The organism is Microbacterium sp. IEGM 1404, assembly GCF_030056775.1.
GTDB lineage: Bacteria > Actinomycetota > Actinomycetes > Actinomycetales > Microbacteriaceae > Microbacterium.
This window is the reverse complement of record NZ_JASHKP010000002.1, coordinates 15,830-35,425: the sequence shown is the minus strand read 5'-3', so window position 1 is coordinate 35,425 and position 19,596 is coordinate 15,830. Positions and strand designations below refer to the sequence as shown.

At 64.0% G+C, this 19,596-nt stretch carries 28 protein-coding genes; 21 read left to right on the top strand and 7 right to left on the bottom strand.

What is annotated here, in order from left to right; all coding sequences use genetic code 11:
- Window positions 1-45: 45 nt before the first annotated feature.
- Genes QM517_RS05870 through QM517_RS05845 form a run of 6 tightly spaced genes read right to left on the bottom strand, consistent with a single transcriptional unit; the run spans window position 46 to window position 3,216 of the window.
- Window positions 46-246: a hypothetical protein gene (locus tag QM517_RS05870; protein ID WP_259978494.1), complete on the bottom strand. Its 201-nt coding sequence runs from the start codon at window positions 244-246 to the stop codon at window positions 46-48.
- A 39-nt stretch (window positions 247-285) separates the two neighbouring features.
- The gene (locus QM517_RS05865) at window positions 286-1,158 is read right to left on the bottom strand and encodes a hypothetical protein (RefSeq protein ID WP_259978495.1); all 873 of its coding nucleotides are present in this window, start codon (window positions 1,156-1,158) and stop codon (window positions 286-288) included.
- A 40-nt stretch (window positions 1,159-1,198) separates the two neighbouring features.
- Window positions 1,199-2,074: an SMEK domain-containing protein gene (locus tag QM517_RS05860; protein WP_259978496.1), complete on the bottom strand. Its 876-nt coding sequence runs from the start codon at window positions 2,072-2,074 to the stop codon at window positions 1,199-1,201.
- An 11-nt stretch (window positions 2,075-2,085) separates the two neighbouring features.
- Window positions 2,086-2,622, bottom strand: coding sequence for a hypothetical protein (locus QM517_RS05855; protein ID WP_259978497.1), 537 nt, complete (start codon window positions 2,620-2,622; stop codon window positions 2,086-2,088).
- Complete coding sequence (locus tag QM517_RS05850; protein ID WP_283285891.1) at window positions 2,619-2,921, bottom strand: hypothetical protein; 303 nt, start codon at window positions 2,919-2,921, stop codon at window positions 2,619-2,621. The genes QM517_RS05855 and QM517_RS05850 overlap by 4 nt, the downstream gene beginning before the upstream one ends.
- 25 nt (window positions 2,922-2,946) lie before the next feature.
- Window positions 2,947-3,216, bottom strand: coding sequence for a hypothetical protein (locus QM517_RS05845; protein ID WP_076677887.1), 270 nt, complete (start codon window positions 3,214-3,216; stop codon window positions 2,947-2,949).
- Between the two features lie 345 nt (window positions 3,217-3,561).
- Here QM517_RS05845 and QM517_RS05840 point away from each other — a divergent pair, with 345 nt between their 5' ends.
- From QM517_RS05840 to QM517_RS05805, 8 genes are all read left to right on the top strand, one after another.
- On the top strand, window positions 3,562-4,209 hold the full coding sequence (locus QM517_RS05840; protein ID WP_076677885.1) for a DUF6349 family protein: 648 nt from the start codon (window positions 3,562-3,564) through the stop codon (window positions 4,207-4,209).
- 32 nt (window positions 4,210-4,241) lie between these two features.
- Window positions 4,242-4,547: a hypothetical protein gene (locus tag QM517_RS05835; protein WP_076677883.1), complete on the top strand. Its 306-nt coding sequence runs from the start codon at window positions 4,242-4,244 to the stop codon at window positions 4,545-4,547.
- Between the two features lie 332 nt (window positions 4,548-4,879).
- Window positions 4,880-5,128 carry a glutaredoxin family protein gene (locus QM517_RS05830; RefSeq protein ID WP_076677881.1) on the top strand — a complete coding sequence of 83 codons (249 nt, stop codon included), beginning with the start codon at window positions 4,880-4,882 and terminating at the stop codon, window positions 5,126-5,128.
- A 102-nt stretch (window positions 5,129-5,230) separates the two neighbouring features.
- The gene (locus QM517_RS05825) at window positions 5,231-5,467 is read left to right on the top strand and encodes a hypothetical protein (RefSeq protein ID WP_076677879.1); all 237 of its coding nucleotides are present in this window, start codon (window positions 5,231-5,233) and stop codon (window positions 5,465-5,467) included.
- Between the two features lie 125 nt (window positions 5,468-5,592).
- Window positions 5,593-6,249, top strand: coding sequence for a ParA family protein (locus QM517_RS05820; RefSeq protein WP_283285887.1), 657 nt, complete (start codon window positions 5,593-5,595; stop codon window positions 6,247-6,249).
- Between the two features lie 10 nt (window positions 6,250-6,259).
- The gene (locus tag QM517_RS05815) at window positions 6,260-6,637 is read left to right on the top strand and encodes a ParB family protein (protein WP_076677875.1); all 378 of its coding nucleotides are present in this window, start codon (window positions 6,260-6,262) and stop codon (window positions 6,635-6,637) included.
- A 1-nt stretch (window position 6,638) separates the two neighbouring features.
- Window positions 6,639-7,154 (top strand): hypothetical protein, encoded by a 516-nt coding sequence (locus QM517_RS05810; RefSeq protein ID WP_076677873.1) that lies wholly within the window; start codon window positions 6,639-6,641, stop codon window positions 7,152-7,154.
- Window positions 7,151-7,309, top strand: coding sequence for a hypothetical protein (locus QM517_RS05805; RefSeq protein WP_283285885.1), 159 nt, complete (start codon window positions 7,151-7,153; stop codon window positions 7,307-7,309). Before QM517_RS05810 ends, QM517_RS05805 begins: the two co-directional genes overlap by 4 nt.
- A gap of 516 nt (window positions 7,310-7,825) precedes the next feature.
- Here the strand turns inward: QM517_RS05805 and QM517_RS05800 are convergent.
- Window positions 7,826-8,074, bottom strand: coding sequence for a hypothetical protein (locus QM517_RS05800; protein WP_076677871.1), 249 nt, complete (start codon window positions 8,072-8,074; stop codon window positions 7,826-7,828).
- A 77-nt stretch (window positions 8,075-8,151) separates the two neighbouring features.
- Between QM517_RS05800 and QM517_RS05795 the strand changes: the two genes are divergently transcribed.
- The 13 genes from QM517_RS05795 to lnt all read left to right on the top strand — a co-directional run bounded on the left by QM517_RS05795 (window position 8,152) and on the right by lnt (window position 19,085).
- Window positions 8,152-8,394 (top strand): DUF305 domain-containing protein, encoded by a 243-nt coding sequence (locus QM517_RS05795; protein WP_083709110.1) that lies wholly within the window; start codon window positions 8,152-8,154, stop codon window positions 8,392-8,394.
- Window positions 8,395-8,657: 263 nt separating this feature from the next.
- Window positions 8,658-9,038: an ArsR/SmtB family transcription factor gene (locus QM517_RS05790; protein ID WP_083709113.1), complete on the top strand. Its 381-nt coding sequence runs from the start codon at window positions 8,658-8,660 to the stop codon at window positions 9,036-9,038.
- On the top strand, window positions 9,038-9,979 hold the full coding sequence (locus tag QM517_RS05785) for a cation diffusion facilitator family transporter (protein ID WP_076677867.1): 942 nt from the start codon (window positions 9,038-9,040) through the stop codon (window positions 9,977-9,979). The genes QM517_RS05790 and QM517_RS05785 overlap by 1 nt, the downstream gene beginning before the upstream one ends.
- Window positions 9,980-10,090: 111 nt before the next feature.
- Complete coding sequence (locus tag QM517_RS05780; RefSeq protein WP_076677865.1) at window positions 10,091-10,525, top strand: hypothetical protein; 435 nt, start codon at window positions 10,091-10,093, stop codon at window positions 10,523-10,525.
- 79 nt (window positions 10,526-10,604) lie between these two features.
- Window positions 10,605-11,273 (top strand): DsbA family protein, encoded by a 669-nt coding sequence (locus tag QM517_RS05775; protein WP_283285881.1) that lies wholly within the window; start codon window positions 10,605-10,607, stop codon window positions 11,271-11,273.
- Window positions 11,273-12,274, top strand: a complete 1,002-nt coding sequence (locus tag QM517_RS05770; RefSeq protein WP_076677860.1) for a flavin-containing monooxygenase — start codon at window positions 11,273-11,275, stop codon at window positions 12,272-12,274. The genes QM517_RS05775 and QM517_RS05770 overlap by 1 nt, the downstream gene beginning before the upstream one ends.
- 423 nt (window positions 12,275-12,697) lie before the next feature.
- The gene (locus QM517_RS05765) at window positions 12,698-13,240 is read left to right on the top strand and encodes a signal peptidase II (RefSeq protein WP_083709109.1); all 543 of its coding nucleotides are present in this window, start codon (window positions 12,698-12,700) and stop codon (window positions 13,238-13,240) included.
- On the top strand, window positions 13,237-13,569 hold the full coding sequence (locus QM517_RS05760) for a DUF6804 family protein (RefSeq protein WP_076677858.1): 333 nt from the start codon (window positions 13,237-13,239) through the stop codon (window positions 13,567-13,569). Before QM517_RS05765 ends, QM517_RS05760 begins: the two co-directional genes overlap by 4 nt.
- The gene (locus QM517_RS05755) at window positions 13,566-14,153 is read left to right on the top strand and encodes a TlpA family protein disulfide reductase (protein WP_076677856.1); all 588 of its coding nucleotides are present in this window, start codon (window positions 13,566-13,568) and stop codon (window positions 14,151-14,153) included. Before QM517_RS05760 ends, QM517_RS05755 begins: the two co-directional genes overlap by 4 nt.
- Window positions 14,150-14,917, top strand: coding sequence for a cytochrome c biogenesis CcdA family protein (locus QM517_RS05750; protein ID WP_076677854.1), 768 nt, complete (start codon window positions 14,150-14,152; stop codon window positions 14,915-14,917). The genes QM517_RS05755 and QM517_RS05750 overlap by 4 nt, the downstream gene beginning before the upstream one ends.
- A 133-nt stretch (window positions 14,918-15,050) precedes the next feature.
- Window positions 15,051-16,586 (top strand): cytochrome c biogenesis protein ResB, encoded by a 1,536-nt coding sequence (resB, locus tag QM517_RS05745; protein WP_278100885.1) that lies wholly within the window; start codon window positions 15,051-15,053, stop codon window positions 16,584-16,586.
- Between the two features lie 10 nt (window positions 16,587-16,596).
- Entirely contained in the window at window positions 16,597-17,523 is a 927-nt protein-coding gene (locus tag QM517_RS05740; RefSeq protein ID WP_076677849.1) for a cytochrome c oxidase assembly protein, read from the top strand.
- Window positions 17,520-19,085, top strand: coding sequence for an apolipoprotein N-acyltransferase (gene lnt, locus QM517_RS05735; RefSeq protein WP_239278247.1), 1,566 nt, complete (start codon window positions 17,520-17,522; stop codon window positions 19,083-19,085). The genes QM517_RS05740 and lnt overlap by 4 nt, the downstream gene beginning before the upstream one ends.
- Window positions 19,086-19,596 lie beyond the last annotated feature (511 nt).

The following is a 19,596-nucleotide window of genomic DNA, read 5'->3' as shown; positions in this document are numbered from 1 at the left end:
CTGCCCCGTCCCGTTCCCGGCTCCAGGGTGCGGTGCCGCGTAGGACTAGCTTGCTGGAGGCGGGCCGGTTCGGCCTTGCAGCCTCCACCGGCGCGCCTCATCTAGGTCCGGCAGCCCGCCGTGCGAATCCGCGTGCGGACGCTCCCGCAAAAGGGTTTCGGCCTCCAGGATGGCGGCGGCGACGTCCTCGTTGGGGAGGAACGTGTCGGACTCCCCATAGATGCCGTCCCACTGGATCAAACCCATTCCCGGAGGATAGTCCCGCGCCCGAGACCGAACTAGTGCTCAACGAGCGGGAACTAGGGCGACGAGCCACTCGAGCCGTGCACGAAAGAGGAGCTCAGCGGCCGGCAGATAGGTCTGGATGAGGGTACGAGTCTCGTATGGCAGTCCCCGAGGTACGCGCCACGGGTATCGCATTTGGTCGGGTCGTCGGGCGCCCAGTGAGAACGCGACTTCCGCGGTTCTGCCGACAAGATCGTCGATGTCCGTCGCAGCTATTGCCAGTTCGCCCAGCGCGTCGCGGATGTCGCTCCAGGTGTCTGCCTTTGTCGCTTCCGGGTCGGGATTGACGATCATGTTCGTGGCGTTCGTGTATGCGCAGGTGGTGTGGGCTGGCGCGAACCGTGTGGGTGCGACGTAGACGCATTCTTCGAGAAGTCCCCTGGCGTCGCACAGAGCTTCGAGTTCCGTGTAGGTATGGCAGATCGGTGCGACGTACCGCACGAGCCCCAGGTCCGCCGTGCGCGTTTCCAGCTCCTCCAGCAACTCGTGCTGCGGGAGGCTGCCGACGTTGTCGGTTCGGTCCACGTGGAAGCGCCAGTAGGGACCGCCGAGGTCGCCGAAGTAGGTCGCGTAAGGCCGGTGAAGGTAGTCCGAGCGTTTGAACTGGAAGAAGACATTGAGAGCCTTCGACGTCACGGCCGCTGTGGGACTGAGATTCGGGTTCCATGCCGGTCTCGACAGGCCAGGAAGCGGTGCGGAGTGCAACAGGCTCCACATCGGATGAGCGTGAGGGAGCCACCCGCCCAGATCGAACCCGGCTTTCGCTTCAAGGACCTGACCGATGGGCGCCAGCTCAACGCCTGCGTGGTTTCTGTGCGTGAGGTCGTCCTGGAAGAAGACGGCGAACTGTGACTCCTCGAACTCTGGCCTCATGTCACCCTCCTGGTCTGTTGCTGATGTCCTGGATGCCCGTCTACCCGTCCCATGTGTGGAGTCGGCGGTCGTGCCCGTGAGTTGCGCAGAAGTCGTTGACTTCGTCGACGAGTTGTCGGCGTTCCCGATCGACCTCGTCAGGGGCGGGGTGGGGGAGGAAGTTGTAGGGCTGGAGGTTCCGCTTGACGATGCTCGCCATGCGACCGACGTGGGTATCGATATCTTCGAGGATCTGAACGTAGGCCGTGTCATAGAGCGAGATCGGCTTCGCCTGGATCCGAGTTCCGCGGACCTGGCCCTGGTTGATGATCTGCTTGACCTGCCGGAGCGCATCGAGCATGTCGTCGAAGTCGCCCTCGACATGGGTCATATGCCTGATCGCATCGCGGTCGAGGACCCCGAGGACGACGTCGAAGCAGTGTCGGTCAGACTGCTCGGTGAACTGATGCCACGGAATGCTCTTTGCGAGTCGATCGTCGAGAGCCCACAGCTGAGCAAGGTTGAGGTTCTCGAGATTCAGCAGCTTGCTCTGAGCGAACAGCTCGGCCCAGGGCGCCAGCTTGCTCGACTTCTTGACGGACTTGATCCCGACGAAGATCAGGCGATCGTATCGGGCGTCGAGGTTGTGCCGTTCGAAGGTGTCCTGGGTTTCAACGATCTTGTCGGTGTCGCAGGTCACGGTGACCTGGACGGCCAAGCGTCGTGCGGCATCGTGTAGGTCGACGGCTGGGAAGTTGCGGTCCGGGAAGTTCGCTGCGGTGAGGTTCCATCCGTGAGTGAGGTTGAGGACCTCCCGGTAGAGCACTTCCAGGGCTGAGGTCACGTCGTTGAGACTGTGCGCGACTCGACCTGTCACGTGTGATTCCAGCAGGCTCATCCGGTCGACGATCCGGGCCTTGACGACGCTCTCTTCCATCGGACTTCTCTCTACTTTGCGACCAAGGTCGATGGGCTGTCTCTGGGCTCGGGATATATCTCGGCCACGAGATCGTGGGATCGGTGGATGGAAGACACGGTGACGACGATTGGAAGGGCCGGGGCTGTAGTGGGGTGCGCGGCCATGTTCCTCAACTCCCGGGCGAACGTCAGCATCTCTACCATTTCGGGTTCGGGATGGGTCTCGCGCTGGAAGCGCCGTATCAGTTCGCTAAAGGTGGTGTTCTTGCCTGCGGAGAAGCGGTGGCGAAGGGCTGCCTCGATGGCCTGCAGGCATTTCTCCAGTGCGAGCGCGGCGAACTCGTAGTGAACGACGCTGGTCTCAAGTAGGGCGACGGACAGCTGAAGGAGCGCGGCCACGTCCGTCGGAGTGCTCGTCGTGCGCGCAAATGTTCCGGCATGCGCGGAGACTGCATCGGGCGTCATGAAGATCGGGGACGAGTTTTCATCGGCCGCGATGATCGACGAGTGGGTGGATCGTGCATCGAGCGCGAAGGTCCATGTTGTCGGGTGGGGTCCAAACGTCATTGTGTCGCCTGCAGGTCGGTCTCGAGCGCGGTGAGGTCTTTCCGGGCAGTGGCGATGAACTTGAGTCCGCAGGCAAGGCAGTAGTGAAAGCTGTCGCGCTCGATCTTGATCACCAAAATCCGGTCGCCCTTGAGGAGGATGTGGCGCTTATTCCCTTTGCAATAGTGCTTGCGGCCGGCGACACCCGCAGTGAGCGATTTGAGCAGGGCCGCGGGCCTGTGTGCGCGGATGTCGTGGCTGGACCGTGCGACCTCGCACCTCGGCAAGCTCTGCGACGTGCTGATCGCCCACGGCCTCACAGGGCGCGGATGGACTGCTGAATCGTTACTCGACGCAATCCAGCGCGGCCGCCTTGAGCGGCGTATCCCTCTCGTCGACGTCGCATCCCAGCGTGATCCGTTCGGGTACTTCGTATGGCTGCTTCGCGCCACCGTCGACGCCGGCTCTCCCGCTCCGTTCCTGCAGCTGCAGGTTGAGAGTCGGCGGCGTGCCGAGCGTCAGGCGCTCGAAGCTGCACACGAGGCCGCACGCCGAGCCGAGATCCGCGCCAACGCGGACGAGATCGCCGCGGTGATCGCGCGCATGCGCGAGCACTTCCCCTCCCGCCCGCGCCCAAGCCGTAGGCACTTCACCCCGCCTCACTCCGCGAGGTGATCGAGCCGGCTACGCCGACCAGCTGGGGCCTGACGGCCCGTTTGTTTGCCGTGAAGCCTTCGGCGGCTCCCTCCGCTTCGCTGCGGTCGTAGCTACCTCCGGGCTCCGTTCAAGTGGCTACGCCACCGGCTCCCCCGAGACTTTCGGCACGCGGTCGCTACGCTCCCTTATTTCGCGCCGAAACTCTCTCCTCCCCCGCCCTTCGGGTTGCACTGCACCCTTCGGTTGCTAAGGCGGAAAACCGCCTTCACGGCAAAAAAACGTGGAGGAGAAAGGAAAGAGACCATGACGCTGATGGACATGATCAACGACCTGATGCACGAAGACCACGTTGCGGGTCTGCCGCAATGGACGGGGATGCCGCTGGGACAGCTGGTCACCGATTACCACCACCCCGACGAGCTCGACGCGGCCTGGCGCCGCTGGGTCGAAATCAACGGCCACTTCAACAGCGTCTTCCTGTCCAAGATGTGGCACCGCAGCTACACCGTCCGTCACATGGATATCGGCGAGCACACGTTCGACCTGTACGACGTCGACCTCCGGTGCGCTGCAGGAGCCCACGACTCGCGGAAGATTGGCGACCCTCTCGGCCCGCTCTGCCAGTGCGTCGGCAGCATCACCGCCCAGGCCATCTGCTCCCGCTGCTCCTGGCACCACATCGGCACCGAAGCCGAATGCGTCGAGGCCTGGCACGACCACGCATTCCCCGGCTGGCGCGACCTTCCCACCCTTCCCGGCAAGCTCCGCGGCGGAATGGGCCCCACCAGCATGACGCCGAAGCTCGAGGCCTGGCTCGAGGACAACTACACGCCCGCGTTCCGCGTTCCGGGCGCCCCCATCCTCACCGAACGCCCCAGCTACGGCAGCCGCCACATACCCAACTACAGCCCCTTCGGCGGATTCGACCTCTCCGCCCCCAACAAGCCCTAATAGTACTAATCCCGTTACAGATTGGATCGACCATGACGAACCTCACCCCCCGCGACGTCGAAACCCTGCTCGACGATCTCGCCCAGCTGCTCCCGTTCCCGACGACCCTCTACGTGGACATGGGCGCCGAAGAGTGGACCGCCCAGCTCTACTACGGCCCCGTCGACCCCGACAGCGAACTGCCCATCCACCGCGTCGGCATCGACGCCCACACCGTTCGCCCCGTCTGGTGGATCGACCTGGACGAAGGAAGCCGCACCATCCTGCTCGAGGAAGTCACCCCCGACGACGTATGCGCGGTCGCCGCGCGCGTCGCTGAGACACAACAACATGACTAACCCCATTAGTACTGTTTCCGTTACACGACTGGCGGGAACAGTACTAATCCCGGCAGAAGAGCATCATGGGACCCAGCGGCAGACGGAGCAGCCGCCGGCATCGGACGATCGGACGGAGCCGATCGGCAGTCAAGGCCTGTCGGCCCGTTCTTTTGCCGTGAAGCCTTCGGCAGCATACGGTCGACCACCCTGCGCGCCAGAGCTTTCGCGGCATATCCTCGCTCGCTTCGCTCCCTCCGGTATTCCACGGTCACTGGCACTACGGCCGCTCTTCCTAGCGGCGATAAATCGCCTTCACGGCAAGAAAACGATTGGGATGGGAGGATCACGAAATGGACAAGCTCACGGTCTACACGACGGGCCCCAGCTGCGGAAAGTGCTCGATGACCAAGATGATGCTGAAAGGCAAAGGCATCCCATTCGTCGAGGTCGACATCACTCAGAACCCGGCCGCACACGAGTACGTGACGGAAGAGCTCGGCTACAGCATGGCCCCGGTTGTCGTCGTGGACGACGACGATCACTGGTGCGACATGCGCCCCGACCAGATCGACCGGATCGCCGCGAAGTTCGCCGCGTGACCCCCAGCCAAAACAGTACTAATCCCGTTACCACTAACCGAAAACACCCCTAATAGTACTAATAGGGGTACAGGCGCAAAGCGCACGACCGAAGGAGACACCATGGAGAAGATCGCCGTTACCCGCCTCGCAGACCTTCGCGCAGGGGACCGCCTCGTAAGCCTGGACGGCCGCGCATATATTCCGGTGCGGATCGTTGCGCAGGGGCTCGGGTGCATCGGCGCAGGAACCGTTCAAGGTGTGCGCCTGGTGAACCCGTTCCCAAGTAGCGACGTCGAGCACGTGTTCTACCCGTCGCAGATGGACGGGCACCGCATCGAGGTTGAGCGCAGCAACTAACCCTAATACCCCTAACAGTACTAATCCCGTTACTATGGAGTGAGATCCGAGACTCGCAGGGGTGCGCCGCCACGGCAAAGCGCACCCCTAAGAGTACTATTACCGTTACAAGGAAGGTGCCTCACATGACTCTTCGCATCCTCGCCGTCGTCGGGCAGAAGGGCGGCGTCGGTAAGACGACGACCGTCATGAACCTCGCCGCACTGCTGTCAGATCATGCCCGCGTACTCGTCGTCGACGTCGACCCGCAGCGCAGCGCAACCGACTGGGCGGAGGCGGGAGGGGACAATGTGCCCTTCGACTTCGCTACCGAGTCAGACCCCCAAGTCCTCGCCGGTCTACGGCGCACCAACGAGTACGACGTGATCGTCGTCGACACCCCGGGAAGCTTGCGGGACACCGACGTTCTCGGCGCGGTCCTCGACAACAGCGATTTCGTCATCCTGCCCATGGAACCCGCGACCATGAGCGTGAAGCCCGCAGTTCGCGTCATTCGCCCGCTGATCGAGCCGCGGAACCTGCCCTACCGAGTCCTGGTGAGCCGTGTGAAGCGCGATCCCTCCGCGGTGCGCCGCAAAGACGACGCGCTCGAACTCCTCGACGAGATGCACCTCCCACGCTTCCGCAGCGTCATCCGCGAATACGTCATGCACACGGACGCACCGCTGACCGGGGAAGTGGTCACCACCTACCCCCGCAGCCGAGCCACCGCCAACGCCATCGACGACTACAAAGACCTCGCCCTGGAGCTCACGAGCCTCTGGGCCAACGGAAAGAGATAGGGGATCTCCCATGGCACGCAAAACCCTCTCCTCCCTCGTCGGGCGCCTCGAGGACGATCAGCCCGCTGAGACCCCACAGCCGGCGCCCGCCGCCGCCCCCGTGGAGAAGACCGCCGAGGCGGCCCCCGCGGCCGAGGCACCCGCGCCGAAGAAGCGCACCAAGTACCCGCCGAAGGTGTCGTTCTACCAGGAGCTTGAAGACACCGACCGCATCCGCGGTGCAATCCTGCACACGTTCGCACAAGAAGGGTTCCGCAACCTCTCGCAATTCCTCAACGCTGCCGCGATGAAAGAGGTCGAGCGCCTCGAGGCCAAGTACAACGACGGCAAGCCGTTCCCGCCCGTCAAGGCCCGCGAACTGCCCCAGGGGCGCCCAATGGGGGTATGACGTGAGCGCTCGAGCGCGGCGCGGCTGGGCGCTGGCCGGGATCATCCTCGCAAGCGGGGGTGTCGGATACGGCCTTCGCAGCGCCTTCCCGCCCTACCCAGCGCTGACCACACCCGTTGTCATCGACGAAGCTCTCTGGCGCGCGATTCTGAGCGGGCCCCCGATGGCCGGCGTCTTCGCTGTCATCGCCGCCGTCATCGCCTTCACTCCCGCCATCCGCTCAACCAAAATCGCCCGCGAGAACGCCGCGCGCGAACAGTGGTGGAACCGCGCGCAATGGGCCCTAGGGCTGGCCGCATCCGATGACCAGGAAGACCGCGAGGTCGCAAACGACGCCCTCCAGGCCCTGCTCGAGGACGCGACCCCCACCGAAGGCAAGATGATCTACCGCACGATCAAGAACCTTCAACGCCCAGCCGCCGTAGACACGCCCGCAATCGCGACGGAAAATAGACCGAGAAGGAAGGTGATCAGATGGCTCGGCATTCCCGCTCGTCCTTCACCGGACGCTTCGTGACATCGCACAAGGGCAGCCTCCAGCGCCGCATCGCGGCAGGCGAGGCCGACCCGATCAGCGATCGCGAGCGCGCACAGCTTCAAGAGATCCGCCAGACCTACATCCGCAGATTCGGCGTCGACCCCGAGGCCCATACGGTCTCCAAGACCGCCTGACACGCGCTGAGAAGGGACCGTGCCCACGGGGCCGGTCCCTTCCTTCGTTCTCGAGCATCACCACATCAGCCCCTCGCACCGGATACATGCCGATCTTGCGCAAGGGAGAGCACGGTCCAGGGGGCGGCAACGCCGCATCGCATCGCGACGCGCAGCGCCCTTGACGGTGATCGACCGCGTGCCACGATCCCAGCATCCGGGGGAGGGGTGAATCACTTTCCGGACTCGCTCCCGGGGGCGCGCCCGAAGATGACTTACGGTCCATCTAGACATTTGTCTCATGGAGTCCGTCTTCGTTCTCAAAGGAGAAACGTCATGCCCCGACAGCGTCCGCAACCGCGGCCTTCCCTGATAAGTGAGCGTCCCGCCAGTTCCGACAACGCCCCTCACGCGGGGAGCTCGCCCCGTCGCCGGTCAACGCTGGCTGGTGGGAGCATTTTCGATCCCCCGTTTATGCCAACGGCACACGGGGACATTCCTGTGGCCGAAGGTGATGAGGGCCGAGCGCGATAGTCCTCACTTCCGGTTGCTCGTCGAGGGACCGGTGTGCTTGACGTACTCCGCCCAGGTGCATTCCACTGCGAGCTTCATCCCGTCCTCGGGAAAATAGCCGATTAGTTGCCGCTGAGCCGGATCGTCGTGAAACGTCACCGAGCGCAGCAGCTTCCGCCCCTGCACCTCGACCACGCGCACAATCGCGATTCGTCTGCTGCGGTCGAAGACGAGCCACACCCCCGGCTCGGGGGAGCGCTGCAGCTGAGACATCGGAGACCAAACCTGTACCACGCGCGGCCCTCACGCCCCGTTGACGGTCATGAGCCGTTGATCCCGCCACCGGCAGCATGGACCACGGCGGCGGCATGATGAGCGAAGACGACATGCAATCGCTCAAGCAGGCCACCGGAACCGACGCCGCCCGGCTGTTCCTCCAGCAGATGATCGAGCACCACCGCGGTGCCATCGACATGGCCCTGGAAGAAGCGACCAACGGCCAGAACAGCGACGCCGTCGCACTCGCCAACACCATCATCGAGGCGCAGACCTCCGAGATCGCCACGATGGAGGAGCTTCTCGCCACTCTCTGATCCCGCCCGGGGTGGGGCGCGGAAAGCCCACCGCGCCCCACCACCTGATCAGACGAAACGCACCCTGTGGCGCGACTACAACTACCACCGCGCGCCGGTCTCCGGCCCCGCGCCTTGTCCTTCACCACCCTCACCGCAATCGTCGCGCTTGCTCTGTGGGCGAGCATTCGGGTGGCCCACTGATCCGGCGAGAATGAGCATGGTTCCCAGTTGGATGCAGACGTGACGGACACGGCATTTGACGATATCATCGCTATGTGGCGATGAATAAAGAGGGTGGTCTACTCGATCCTGACGCGACCGCTGTGTACGCGCACCTATTCGACGCGCTTGGGGACCCCACGCGATTGGCGGTTCTCCAGCATCTGGCGTCCGGCGAGCATCGCGTCCGGGATCTCGTCCAGCACCTCGGATTGGCGCAATCAACCGTAAGTAAGCACCTCAGCTTCCTGCGGGACTGCCGACTAGTCACTGTTCGCTCGGAGGGTCGGGCTTCCTGGTTCGATCTTGCGCAACCTGTGGCGACTGCGGCTCTCATTAACGCCGCCGAACTCCTGCTGAGAGACACCGGCACGCGTGTCACGCTATGCGCTCACCTTCATCAGCCTGGTGAAGACTTCGCCCTTGGAACGGACGCGGCCTGATGGGCGCCGGTCACACGCACGCACCGTCTACCGGCGCGGCCGGGCATCCGACCGACCATCGGGCGCGTCTCTGGATTGCGTTTGCAATCACCGCGGCAATCGCCGTGACTCAAGCGGTTGGATCCTTCTTTACCGGCAGTCTTGCCCTCCTCACGGACACGGCCCACGCACTCACTGACGCATCCGGACTTCTCGTTGCACTCATCGCCGCGACGCTGGTGCTGCGGCCGGCTAGTGCGCGACGCACGTGGGGGTTCCGTCGCATCGAAGTTATCGCTGCCTTCGGGCAAGCGGCTCTGTTGATGGCGGTAGGGGGTTACACAGCCATCGAGGGGGTACGCCGGCTCTTCGAGCCCCCGGAGGTGCCAGCTGCGGAACTGCTGGGTTTTGGAGTCGTTGGGTTAGTCGCGAACGTCATCGCCATCTTCGTGCTGTCTTCCAGTCGCGGAGCTAACTTCAACATGCGGGCAGCGTATCTGGAAGTGCTGAATGACGCGCTGGGATCACTGGGGGTTATCGTCGCGGCTGTCGTCATCTGGACGACGGGTTTCTTTCAAGCGGACGCCATCGCCGGTCTTTTCATCGCCGCTCTCATCGTGCCGCGTGCGTTCAAGTTGCTACGCGAGACGTCGTCGGTGTTGATGGAGTTCACCCCCGACGGTTTGGACTTGGACGATGTGAGATCTCACATTCTCCAACTCGACCACGTCATAGACGTCCATGACCTACACGCCTCGACAGTCGCCACCGGCCTGCCGACAATCAGCGCGCATGTCGTGGTTGAAGACGAATGCTTCACGGACGGACACGCAGCCGCTGTCCTTAAGGACGTCAGAGCATGTGTGGCTCAACACTTCGAGGTGTCCGTGCTGCACTCCACCTTCCAGATTGAGACAGCCGACCTGCAAGATTCGGAACCCGGGGATGTCCGTCACGCTTAATCGCGGGCGCCGAACCGCTCGAACGGGCGTGTTCGCAGCCCGATCGCATATCGGCACACCGTCGGCCGTTCCCAGCCATTCGCCCAGAACCTCTCCGTACACTGGCTGCTGATGTATACCGACGCTCACGCCCGGCGCTCAGCGCTGGCGAAAGAGCACGGAGCGATAACGCGACTCATTACCATCATCGCCCTCGGGGCCCTCCTGCTGCTCGGAGTCGTGGCCCTCAACCATGGCGACAACGCCCCGGTAAGCGGTGTGGTCGCGACGGCATCTGACACTGCGCCGCACGACCCGGCCGCACCCGTCGCTACCTCTATCGTCGAGGCGAGCGTGTACGACGTATCGCCCGGAATGGCGCTGTGCGTTCTCGGCGTCGTCTGCGGATTCGTGCTGTACCTCGTTGTTCATCTCCTGGTGCGCCGCGGACCGGCTGGGATCACACTCGTCTGGCGCGCCCTCCCGCCGTCTTTGATCCACCCGGTGTCCGGCAGGCCTGAGGGCCACGCCCTCACAATCGCGCAACTGGGTATCTCTAGAACCTGACATCGGCACGTCGCCCCCGCGGCGACACTCATCCCGGGCAACCCGGGCTTTTCTTGTGCCGTCAAGTGTTGGAGTACCCATGAAAATCAACTGGAAGGCGACGGTCATTACCGCCGCCGTCGCCGTCGCGGTCGTCGCGGGGGCTGTCATCTATGTCCTAGTCGATCAGAACAACACCCGCGTTGCCGCCGAGGAACGGGGAGGAGGGTCGATAGCGGTTGTTAGAGACGACTCCCACGTCCTCGACGACGCCGGCGACGGCGCCATCACCATCGTGGAGTTCTTGGACTTCGAGTGCGAAGCCTGCGGCGCCTACTACCCCGGCGTCGAAGAGCTTCGTGTGAAGTATGAGGGACAGATCAACTACGTCGTTCGCTACTTCCCCCTTCCCGGCCACATCAACTCCGAAAACTCAGCGGTCGCTGCGGAGGCCGCGGCAGCCCAGGGACGCTTCGAAGACATGTACAACCGTCTCTTTGAGACGCAAGCACAGTGGGGGGAGTCTCAGCAAAGCCAAGCGGAGCTGTTCCGCTCGTACGCGACCGAGTTGGGCTTGGATATGACGGCCTACGACGAAGCTGTCGCCGACCCTGCCACTCTCGAGCGCGTTCGATCCGACCTCGACGACGGACGCGCCCTCGGCGTGGACCGAACCCCTACGTTCTTCGTCGACGGCGAACCTCTTGTCATTGAACGATGGAACGACCTTGAAAGTGCCATCACCACCCGCTTGGACGGCACCCCCTAGTGGCGGGCCTGTCACACCGACGAGTCATCATCGTGGGCGCAGGGCAGGCTGGATTGGCAACTGCAGCGGCACTGATCGCTCGCGGCATGGAACCGCAGCGTGACTTCGTGGTCATCGACAGTTCCGCGCGGGGACAACGCACGTGGAGTGCGCGCTGGCCTTCTATGCGGTTGCTCAGCAATGCTGAGCACTCCAGCTTCCCCCGCAGACCACTGGAGGGTGACCCGTATCGGTACCCCACCCCGGGAGACATCGAAGGCTATCTACACAGATTCGAAGCGGAGCTCGGGGTAAACCCCGTCTGGGGTGTCCAGGCCCTCGCCGTGACTCGCCACGGCAACGGCCCAACCCTGCTCTTGAGCACCACGGTTGGCGAAGTGCAGACCCGCAACGTCGTGTGCGCTACCGGCGCCGCAGCACGTCCCCGATTTCCGAAATGGGCCGCGGACGCCGAAGTCGAAGGAGTACAGATGCACACCAACGCCTACAGAACACCCGAGCAGATTCCGCGAGGCCGGGTACTTATTGTCGGCGGTGGTATCGCCGGGACGGAAGTTGCTTCCGACCTCGCGAAGTCGCACGACGTCACTCTGGCGGTCCGCACCCGACGGGCTGAAGCGCATCCGCGGCAATTCCCCACCCAGCCGCGCGTCTCACCGTGGCGGCGCGTGAAGATCGCCCCAGAACCCCTCTACGACGCACTCCGAGATAAAGGCGTCTCCATTCGCGCCGAGACGATTGGGGTGGACGGGGCCAAGTTCGCCTTCGCGGATGGCTACCGGCAGGCCTACCAGTCAGTCGTGTTCGCCACCGGGTACGAAGCGGGCGACGAGTGGTTGCCCACGCAGCCGCAGCTTCAGCGACGCATCCCCACCGCGACGACGCTACCCGGTCTGTTCGTTGCCGGAATCCCCGTGCACAGCCAGGCCAGAGCTAACACCCTTCCCGGGGTATGGACGGACGCGGCTCGTATTGCCCGATTCATCTACGCCCGACCTTGAAAAGACCAATGAGATTCTTCCTCGTATCCAGACCTCGCCATCGCGCAACGCAGGTCACGGTGACGCTGTGCGCCACTGTCGCTCTTAGCGCCGCCCTCATCGTTGCAGGACCCGCCGCGCCGACCTTTGCTGTCGTGGCCCCGGCGCTGAGCTCGGCCATGGATGTCAGCTTCACCACTGCGCCTCTGAGCGTCGAACGTTCAGGAACCACCGTACCGAGCTCCGAGACTCCATCACCTGGGCACCAGACCCATCCTCATTCCACGGCCACCCCACGCGCGGACGGTCGAGGAGTGCCCACCGGCGGTGGCGAGGTCGCTCCCGTGCTGGGAGTCTCCGCGGTGGCGATGATTCTCGGCGGAGCGCTGGTCACGCTTCTGGTCACAGCGCGGCGAACCCGCCACCTCCGGAAGGGCCAAGAAGGTGACCGCTGAGAAGACGCGGCCGTTCGCCGTCGCCTGCATGGTGGCAGCGGCCGCGGTGTTGATAGACCAGTTCAGTAAAGCCATCGCCCTGACTGCGCTTGCCGACGGGAGACGGGTGCCCATTATTGGGGACGCATTCGGTCTGCAACTCGCCTTCAACCCCGGCGCGGTGCTGGGAACGGGCTCGGGCATGACCTGGGTTCTCACCTTGATAGGCGTGGCAGCCGTTGCCGGGCTTTTCGTCCTGGCGGCCCGCGCGCGAACGGTGGGATGGGCGGGTGGTGTGGGGCTATTCCTCGGTGGAGCTGTCGGCAACCTCATCGACCGTTTCATGTCGCCGCCAGGATTCGCAATCGGCCACGTCACCGACTTCCTTGCATACGGGCGTCTGTTCATCGGCAACTTGGCAGACGTCTTCCTCGCCGCTGGAGCGATAGCGGTTGCAGTGATGCTGATGCTCCGCCAACGCGCCCACAGTGGCACCAAGGTCGCGCCTGCCACACCACCCACGTTCGGGGTTCCCCCGGAGGACAAGCAATGAAAAAGACCAAGACGCCATCTCGGTATCAACGAAACGCCCTCGCCCCCGGTCTGATCGCCGCAGCCGCCCTGTTCGTGGCGCCAGCGCTGCTGGACAGCGGCTGGTTCACGCTTGTGCGCTTCATCGTGGCAATCTTGGCGCTCATCGTCGCCTCGTTCGCCTACCAGGAGCGGCAGCTGTGGTGGGTGCCGGTGTTTGCTGTGATCGCGGTGGCATGGAACCCGGTGCTCCCCATCCCCGCTGAAGGTGTTGTCTGGACCGCGGCGCAACCCGCAGCCGCAGTCGTCTTCCTTGTCGCGGGAGCCATCATCAAGAGGGAGCGGGCATGAATCGCAAACTCCTCGCCCTCGGCACGGCGCTCATCATCGTCGGCGTGATGAGCGGTTGCACCGCCACGACCCAAACAACGGACGCCGGCGCGGGCGCATCGTTCTCCGATGGGAATTTCCAAGTGGCCGAGATTGCCCCGTCGGACAGAGGCGAACCCGTTCAGTTCGAAGGCGTCATCGAAACCGGTGAAACCGTCACCAGCGACGACTACCGAGGTGAGGTGCTCGTGGTGAACTTCTGGTACGCCGCCTGCGGACCGTGCATCGTCGAGGCTCCCATGCTCGAGGAGGTCTTTCTGCGCTTCCAGAACGAGGAAGTCGACTTCCTCGGAGTGAACACCTACGACCAAGCTGAGACAGCACTCTCTTTCGCGCGCGAGAACAACGTCACCTATCCCAGCGTCATCGACGTCAATGACGGTCAGGTGAAACTCGCCTTCGCGCAACTCACCCCGATCCAGGCCACACCCACAACGCTCGTAATGGACCGCCAGGGTCGCCTCGCCGCCCGCATCATCGGCCAACTTCCCAGCGCGTCCATCCTGTCCACCATCGTCGCGGACACGCTGGCGGAGAGACCATGAGCGCCGGGGCGCTCGTCGTCGACGGCGCACTCTGGCTTGCCATCCCCCTCGCCCTGGTCGCCGGTCTCATCTCCTTCCTATCGCCCTGTGTCCTACCGCTGGTGCCCGGCTACCTCGGGTACCTCGGCGGTGTGGCCGCCCCTCCCACCTCCACAACCGGAGGAGACGGTGCGACGACGGTCACCACACGCCCGCGGCTCGTAGCAGGCGTCCTGCTCTTCATCGCCGGATTTACTGTGGTCTTCGTCGCCGTGACCGTCTTGGGGGGATTCTTCGGGGTGGCGCTCTCGCGCTACGCCGATCTCCTTACCCGCGTCTTCGGCATTGTGAACATCGTCCTGGGGCTGGTCTTCACAGGCGCAATCCGGCTTGGACAGCGTGGCATGCGTCCGACCCTCCGTCGTCGAGCCGGGCTCGTCGGCGCTCCGCTTCTCGGGTTCTCACTTGGTGTCGGCTGGACACCGTGCATTGGCCCCACACTCGCAGCAATCCTGTCCGTGTCGTGGAACCTTGGTGACCCCGCCCGAGCCGGGCTCCTCGGTCTGTCTTACTCACTCGGCCTCGGAGTGCCCTTCCTCGTACTGGCGCTCGGATGGGGGTGGGCTGCGCGGTCCGTCACAGTCCTCCGCACTCACATCCGCACACTCAACCTCATCGGAGGCGCCGTGCTCATCCTGCTCGGGCTGCTCATGGTGACGGGCGTGTGGACCTCGCTCATGTCACTTCTGCAACAGGTGGTAATCAATGTCCCCCTCCCGCTCTGATACCCGCCACGTCGATTCAGACCCGCGGCGGCCGGCGGACCATCCTGACGGGGCCCCGAACGATCAAGACGGCCCACAGGTAAAGCTGGATGGCAAAGGGTGGCTCCGCTGGACATGGCGCCAGCTCACCAGCATGCGCACCGCGCTCATCCTCCTGCTCTCCCTCGCCCTGGCCGCAGTACCCGGCTCACTGTTTCCTCAACGAGGCGCCGACCCCAACGGCGTCATCCAATGGGAGCGCAACAACCCCGAGTGGTTCCCGTTCCTCGACGCCGTCGGATTGTTCGACGTTTACTACTCGCCCTGGTTCTCGTCCATTTATCTGCTGCTGTTCGTATCCCTCATCGGGTGCGTCATCCCGCGGGCGAAACACCACTACCGCGCTCTCAAAGGACAACCGCCGCGCACACCCATCCGGTTCGCTCGACTCCCCGAACACCTCGAGCGAGCCATCCCCGGCGAGCATCTCACCCCCGCGGCAGCTTTGGATCTTGCCGAAACAGAACTCGCCCGGCGTCGCTATCGCGTCCGCCGCTACGACGGGAAGGGGTGGACCTCCGTTTCGGCCGAACGCGGGTACCTCCGCGAGACCGGCAACCTGCTCTTTCACATCGCCCTGGTCGGCGTGCTCGTCTCCGTCGTCGTCGGCAAGGCGTTCGCCTACACCGGCCAGCGCGTCGTGGTGGAGGGGACAACCTTCGTCAACACCCTCAGCGACTTCTCCTCCTTCGACCCCGGCCGTTTCGCGGACGGATCCAACCTGACGCCGTACTCCCTCACGCTGGACCGTTTCGACGTCACCTACCAGCCAGCAGGCTCCCCTGGCGGTGGGCAAGCGGGCGACTTCGCCGCCAACGTCACGATCAGATCCCCCGGAGCAGACGACCGAACCGAGCGGGTGGTCGTCAACTACCCCATCACTGTAGGGACCGACCGCATCCATCTCCTCGGAAACGGTTACGCGCCTACCCTCACCATCCGTGACGCGGAAGGTCAGATCGTTTATAGCGACTCACTACCCTTCCTCCCGCAAGACTCCAACATGACCTCACTAGGCGTCGTGAAAGTTCCGGATGGCTTGCCGCAGCAGCTCGGGCTGATCGGCTTTTTCTACCCCACACAGGACACCTTGCCCTCAGGTGCCGCCACCTCGATCTACCCCGACGTAATCAACCCCGTCATCACCCTCAACGCATTCGCAGGCGACCTGGGCATCGACGATGGAACCCCCCGTTCCGTCTACGCCCTGGAAGTTGACCAACTCACCCAGCTCACCGGCGGCAACACCGGACAGGAATCCATTGAACTCAGGCCCGGTACCACCGGTGCGCTGCCCAACGGGTGGGGCACCATCACCTGGGAGGAAGCCGACGGTGCTCCGGTGAAACGGTTCGCGTCCCTGCAGATCCAACGCGACCCCAGCAGCGGCTGGGTCCTCGCGTTCTCTGTGCTGGCCTGCGTCGGGCTGTTCACCGGACTTCTCATACCTCGCCGCCGAATCTGGGTGAAAGTCCACCACTCGGCGACCACAACCGACTCGACGATCCACGTGGAGTACGCCGCCCTCGCCCGAGGAGACGACCCGGGGCTTGCCCGCGCGGTCCAGCACCTAGCGGAGGCTCACACAGAAGTGTGTGAGCGGGCGAATACGGCCGCGCAGCCACGATAGGTCCACAGCTATGAACGCCCCCCTCGACCTTGGCGACTACCTGCTGCCCGCAGCGCACCCCTTTACCCTTTTGCCGGGCGCCGCAACGGTGATGGCCACCATCTACCTCCTCGGGGCGCTGCGTCTGTGGCGGCAGCATCGACGGTGGTCGGTGTTGCGCACGGTGAGCTTCGTCTCCGGCTGCGCAGCCCTCGCCGCCGTCACCGGCCTCGCTGTAGAGGACTACGGCAAAGCCCTGCTTTCGGTGTTCATGTTTCAGCAGCTGACATTGATGATGGCCATCCCACCGCTGCTCGTGCTCGGTTCCCCGGGAACCCTTCTGCTGCGTGCCACCCCGCACCGCGGCGTCGGAAAAAGTGTCCTCAAAGTGGCGCACGGCGCGTTGCGGTGGCGAGGGTCAAGATGGGCCCTAAGCCCCTGGGTCGCATTACCCGCCTACCTCGCGGCCTTCTACGGCCTGTACATCGCAGATCTGCTCGATCCCGTCCTAGCCCTCCCCGGCGGTCACACCGCCTTAGAATCGGCGTTCCTGATCAGCGGGATCCTGTTCACCATCCCGGTGCTCTCCACAGATCCACTACCGGTCCGCATGAGCCACGGAGGACGGGCACTCGACCTTTTCGCTGAGGCAGCGTTGCACGCCTTCTTCGGGGTGTTCCTCATGATGGCGACCAGTCTGGTAGTAGGAACATTCGCTGAATCGACCATTGCCCTAGGGATCGACCCCATCGAGGACCAACGCGTAGCCGGCGGTCTTGCATGGTCCTATGGCGAGGCGCCCACACTCATCATGATCCTGATCGTGATGCACCGGTGGTTCCGGCACGACTCCGTTCGTGACGCCGCCGCAAGCAGATGGGCGGACGCGCACGGGGATCCAGAGCTCGACGAGTACAACGAGTACCTGCGCCGTCTAGAGAAAGGCGGGTCCGCATGACAGCACTTCGAGGGGCAACCGGCGCGCTGCGCATGCCCTCTATGTGGACCAGCGGCACGGATTCCTTGCCCGTGACGGCGGCGTTGCCCTTGGCGGCAGCGGCGGGGTTGCTGATGGATGCGGCCACACCGGACCTCGGATGGTGGCCGCTTGCTTTCGTGAGCGTGACGATCCTGCTCGCGGCTCTCCTCGGAAGAGGCACGCTCGCTTCCTTCGTCGTGGGTTGCGTCTTCGGGGCCGTGTTCAACCTTGCCCACCTCGTATGGGTGGCGCAATTCCTCGGACCAGTGCCCTGGTTGGCCCTCAGCGCCCTGCAGACAGTCCTGATCGGTGTCAGCAGCATAACCATCACCCTCACCTACCGTTGGGTGAAGGTACGTAGGCTCGGCGGGGCCTTAGACCTGCTGGGTATCCCCGCGCTGGTAGCAGCCCTGTGGGCCGCGCGGGAAGTACTTGTCGGAATGTGGCCGTACTCGGGCTTCCCCTGGGCACGGGTAGGAATGACGCAAGTGTCGGGACCATTTCCTGAAGTGGCGTCCTGGGTGGGAACGACGGGTGTGACCTTCCTCGTCGTGGGCGTGTGCGCCGCCCTCGTGCAGGCCCTCAGACCGGGGCGTCGCACTCTGCGTGCCGGCGTGCCGGCGCTCGTGGGAGTCCTGCTCATGGCGGTCACACCCCAGTACGCCACCCGGAGTATCGGAACGTTCACCGTCGGGTGGGTCCAAGGCAACGGGCCGGCAGGCTATTTCGACGACCGCAACGAAGGCGACATGCTCCGAGCCCAAGCATCAACATCGAAAACGATTCGGGGCCAGCAGATGGACGTGCTCGCCTGGCCAGAGGGCTCCGTGGACATCGACCCGGCGTCTTCAGAACCCACACGTCGAGTGCTGAGTGAAATCTCCGCCGCGTACGGTGCCCCGCTCCTAATGAACGCCGCAACCACGAGAGGCGAGCAAACGTTCAACTCAACCATGCTGTGGACGACGGACGGTAGCGAGCAGAGCTACGACAAACTCAACCCCGTCCCGTTCGGCGAATACGTGCCCGACCGGTGGCTGTTTGAACGTCTCGCACCTGACCTTGTCAGTCTGATCCAGAGGGAGTACACCCCAGGCAGATCGGCGCCAGTGATGGATATAGGAGGCACCCGCGTCGGGCTGGCGATCTGTTTCGACGTCATCTACGACGACGTGATCTTCGATGCAGCACGGCAAGGCGCGCAGGTCTACATCTTCCAGACAAACAACGCCGACTTCCGCGGAACAGACGAGAACGTGCAGCAGCTCGCCATCGCGCGAATGCGAGCCATCGAAACCGGGCGCGCAGTGGTCAACGTCTCCACCGTGGGAACAAGCCAAGTGATCAACCCCGATGGGTCGACCGAAGAGACCATCGGGGTGGACACGGCCGCTGGCCGAGTGAGCGAGGTGCCGCTACGGGCGGGGATCACGCCGGCGAGCTGGCTCAGCCCCACCATCGAAATTGCAATGGTCGTTGCATCGGCCGGTGTGCTGTTGTGCGTTCGTCTGCGCATCCACGTTCGTGCGCGGAAACGGTGATGAGCTGGACAAACGGCAGACCGCATCGCGCACCCCGCGCGAGCAGCGCACGCTTGGCCTCCGATGCCAGGCTGCCCCGGCTTGGCTGTGACGGCCAGTTCGGATTGGTACCATCGCTGCGATGCCGGTAAGCACGGGACGCGCCCCACTTGGGGCCAGTACCGCCTCCGTCGTGAGAATGAGGATCATCGCCAGCCTCGTCCTAATCTTGATGTGTCTGCTCGCTGTATGGTCAAGCAGCCACTCTGATGCTTCCACGACCTCCGATGCGGCGTCCGCGACCCACACGTGGGAGAGCGATCAAGGTAGTCGAACAGTCCTCGATGAGCCCGCCGGTGACGTTGTCAACAGCCTGACGCAGGCTCTCCCAGCGGCGGCCGTAGCGCTATGCCTGGTAGGCGTGTGTGTGGCGGGAATGCTGCTGGAGCATCGCTTCCGTCTCATGCGGTCGAATCTCAATGTCATCCGCTCACCTCGACGCGATCAGCCTCACGTTTTACGTACCGTCCGC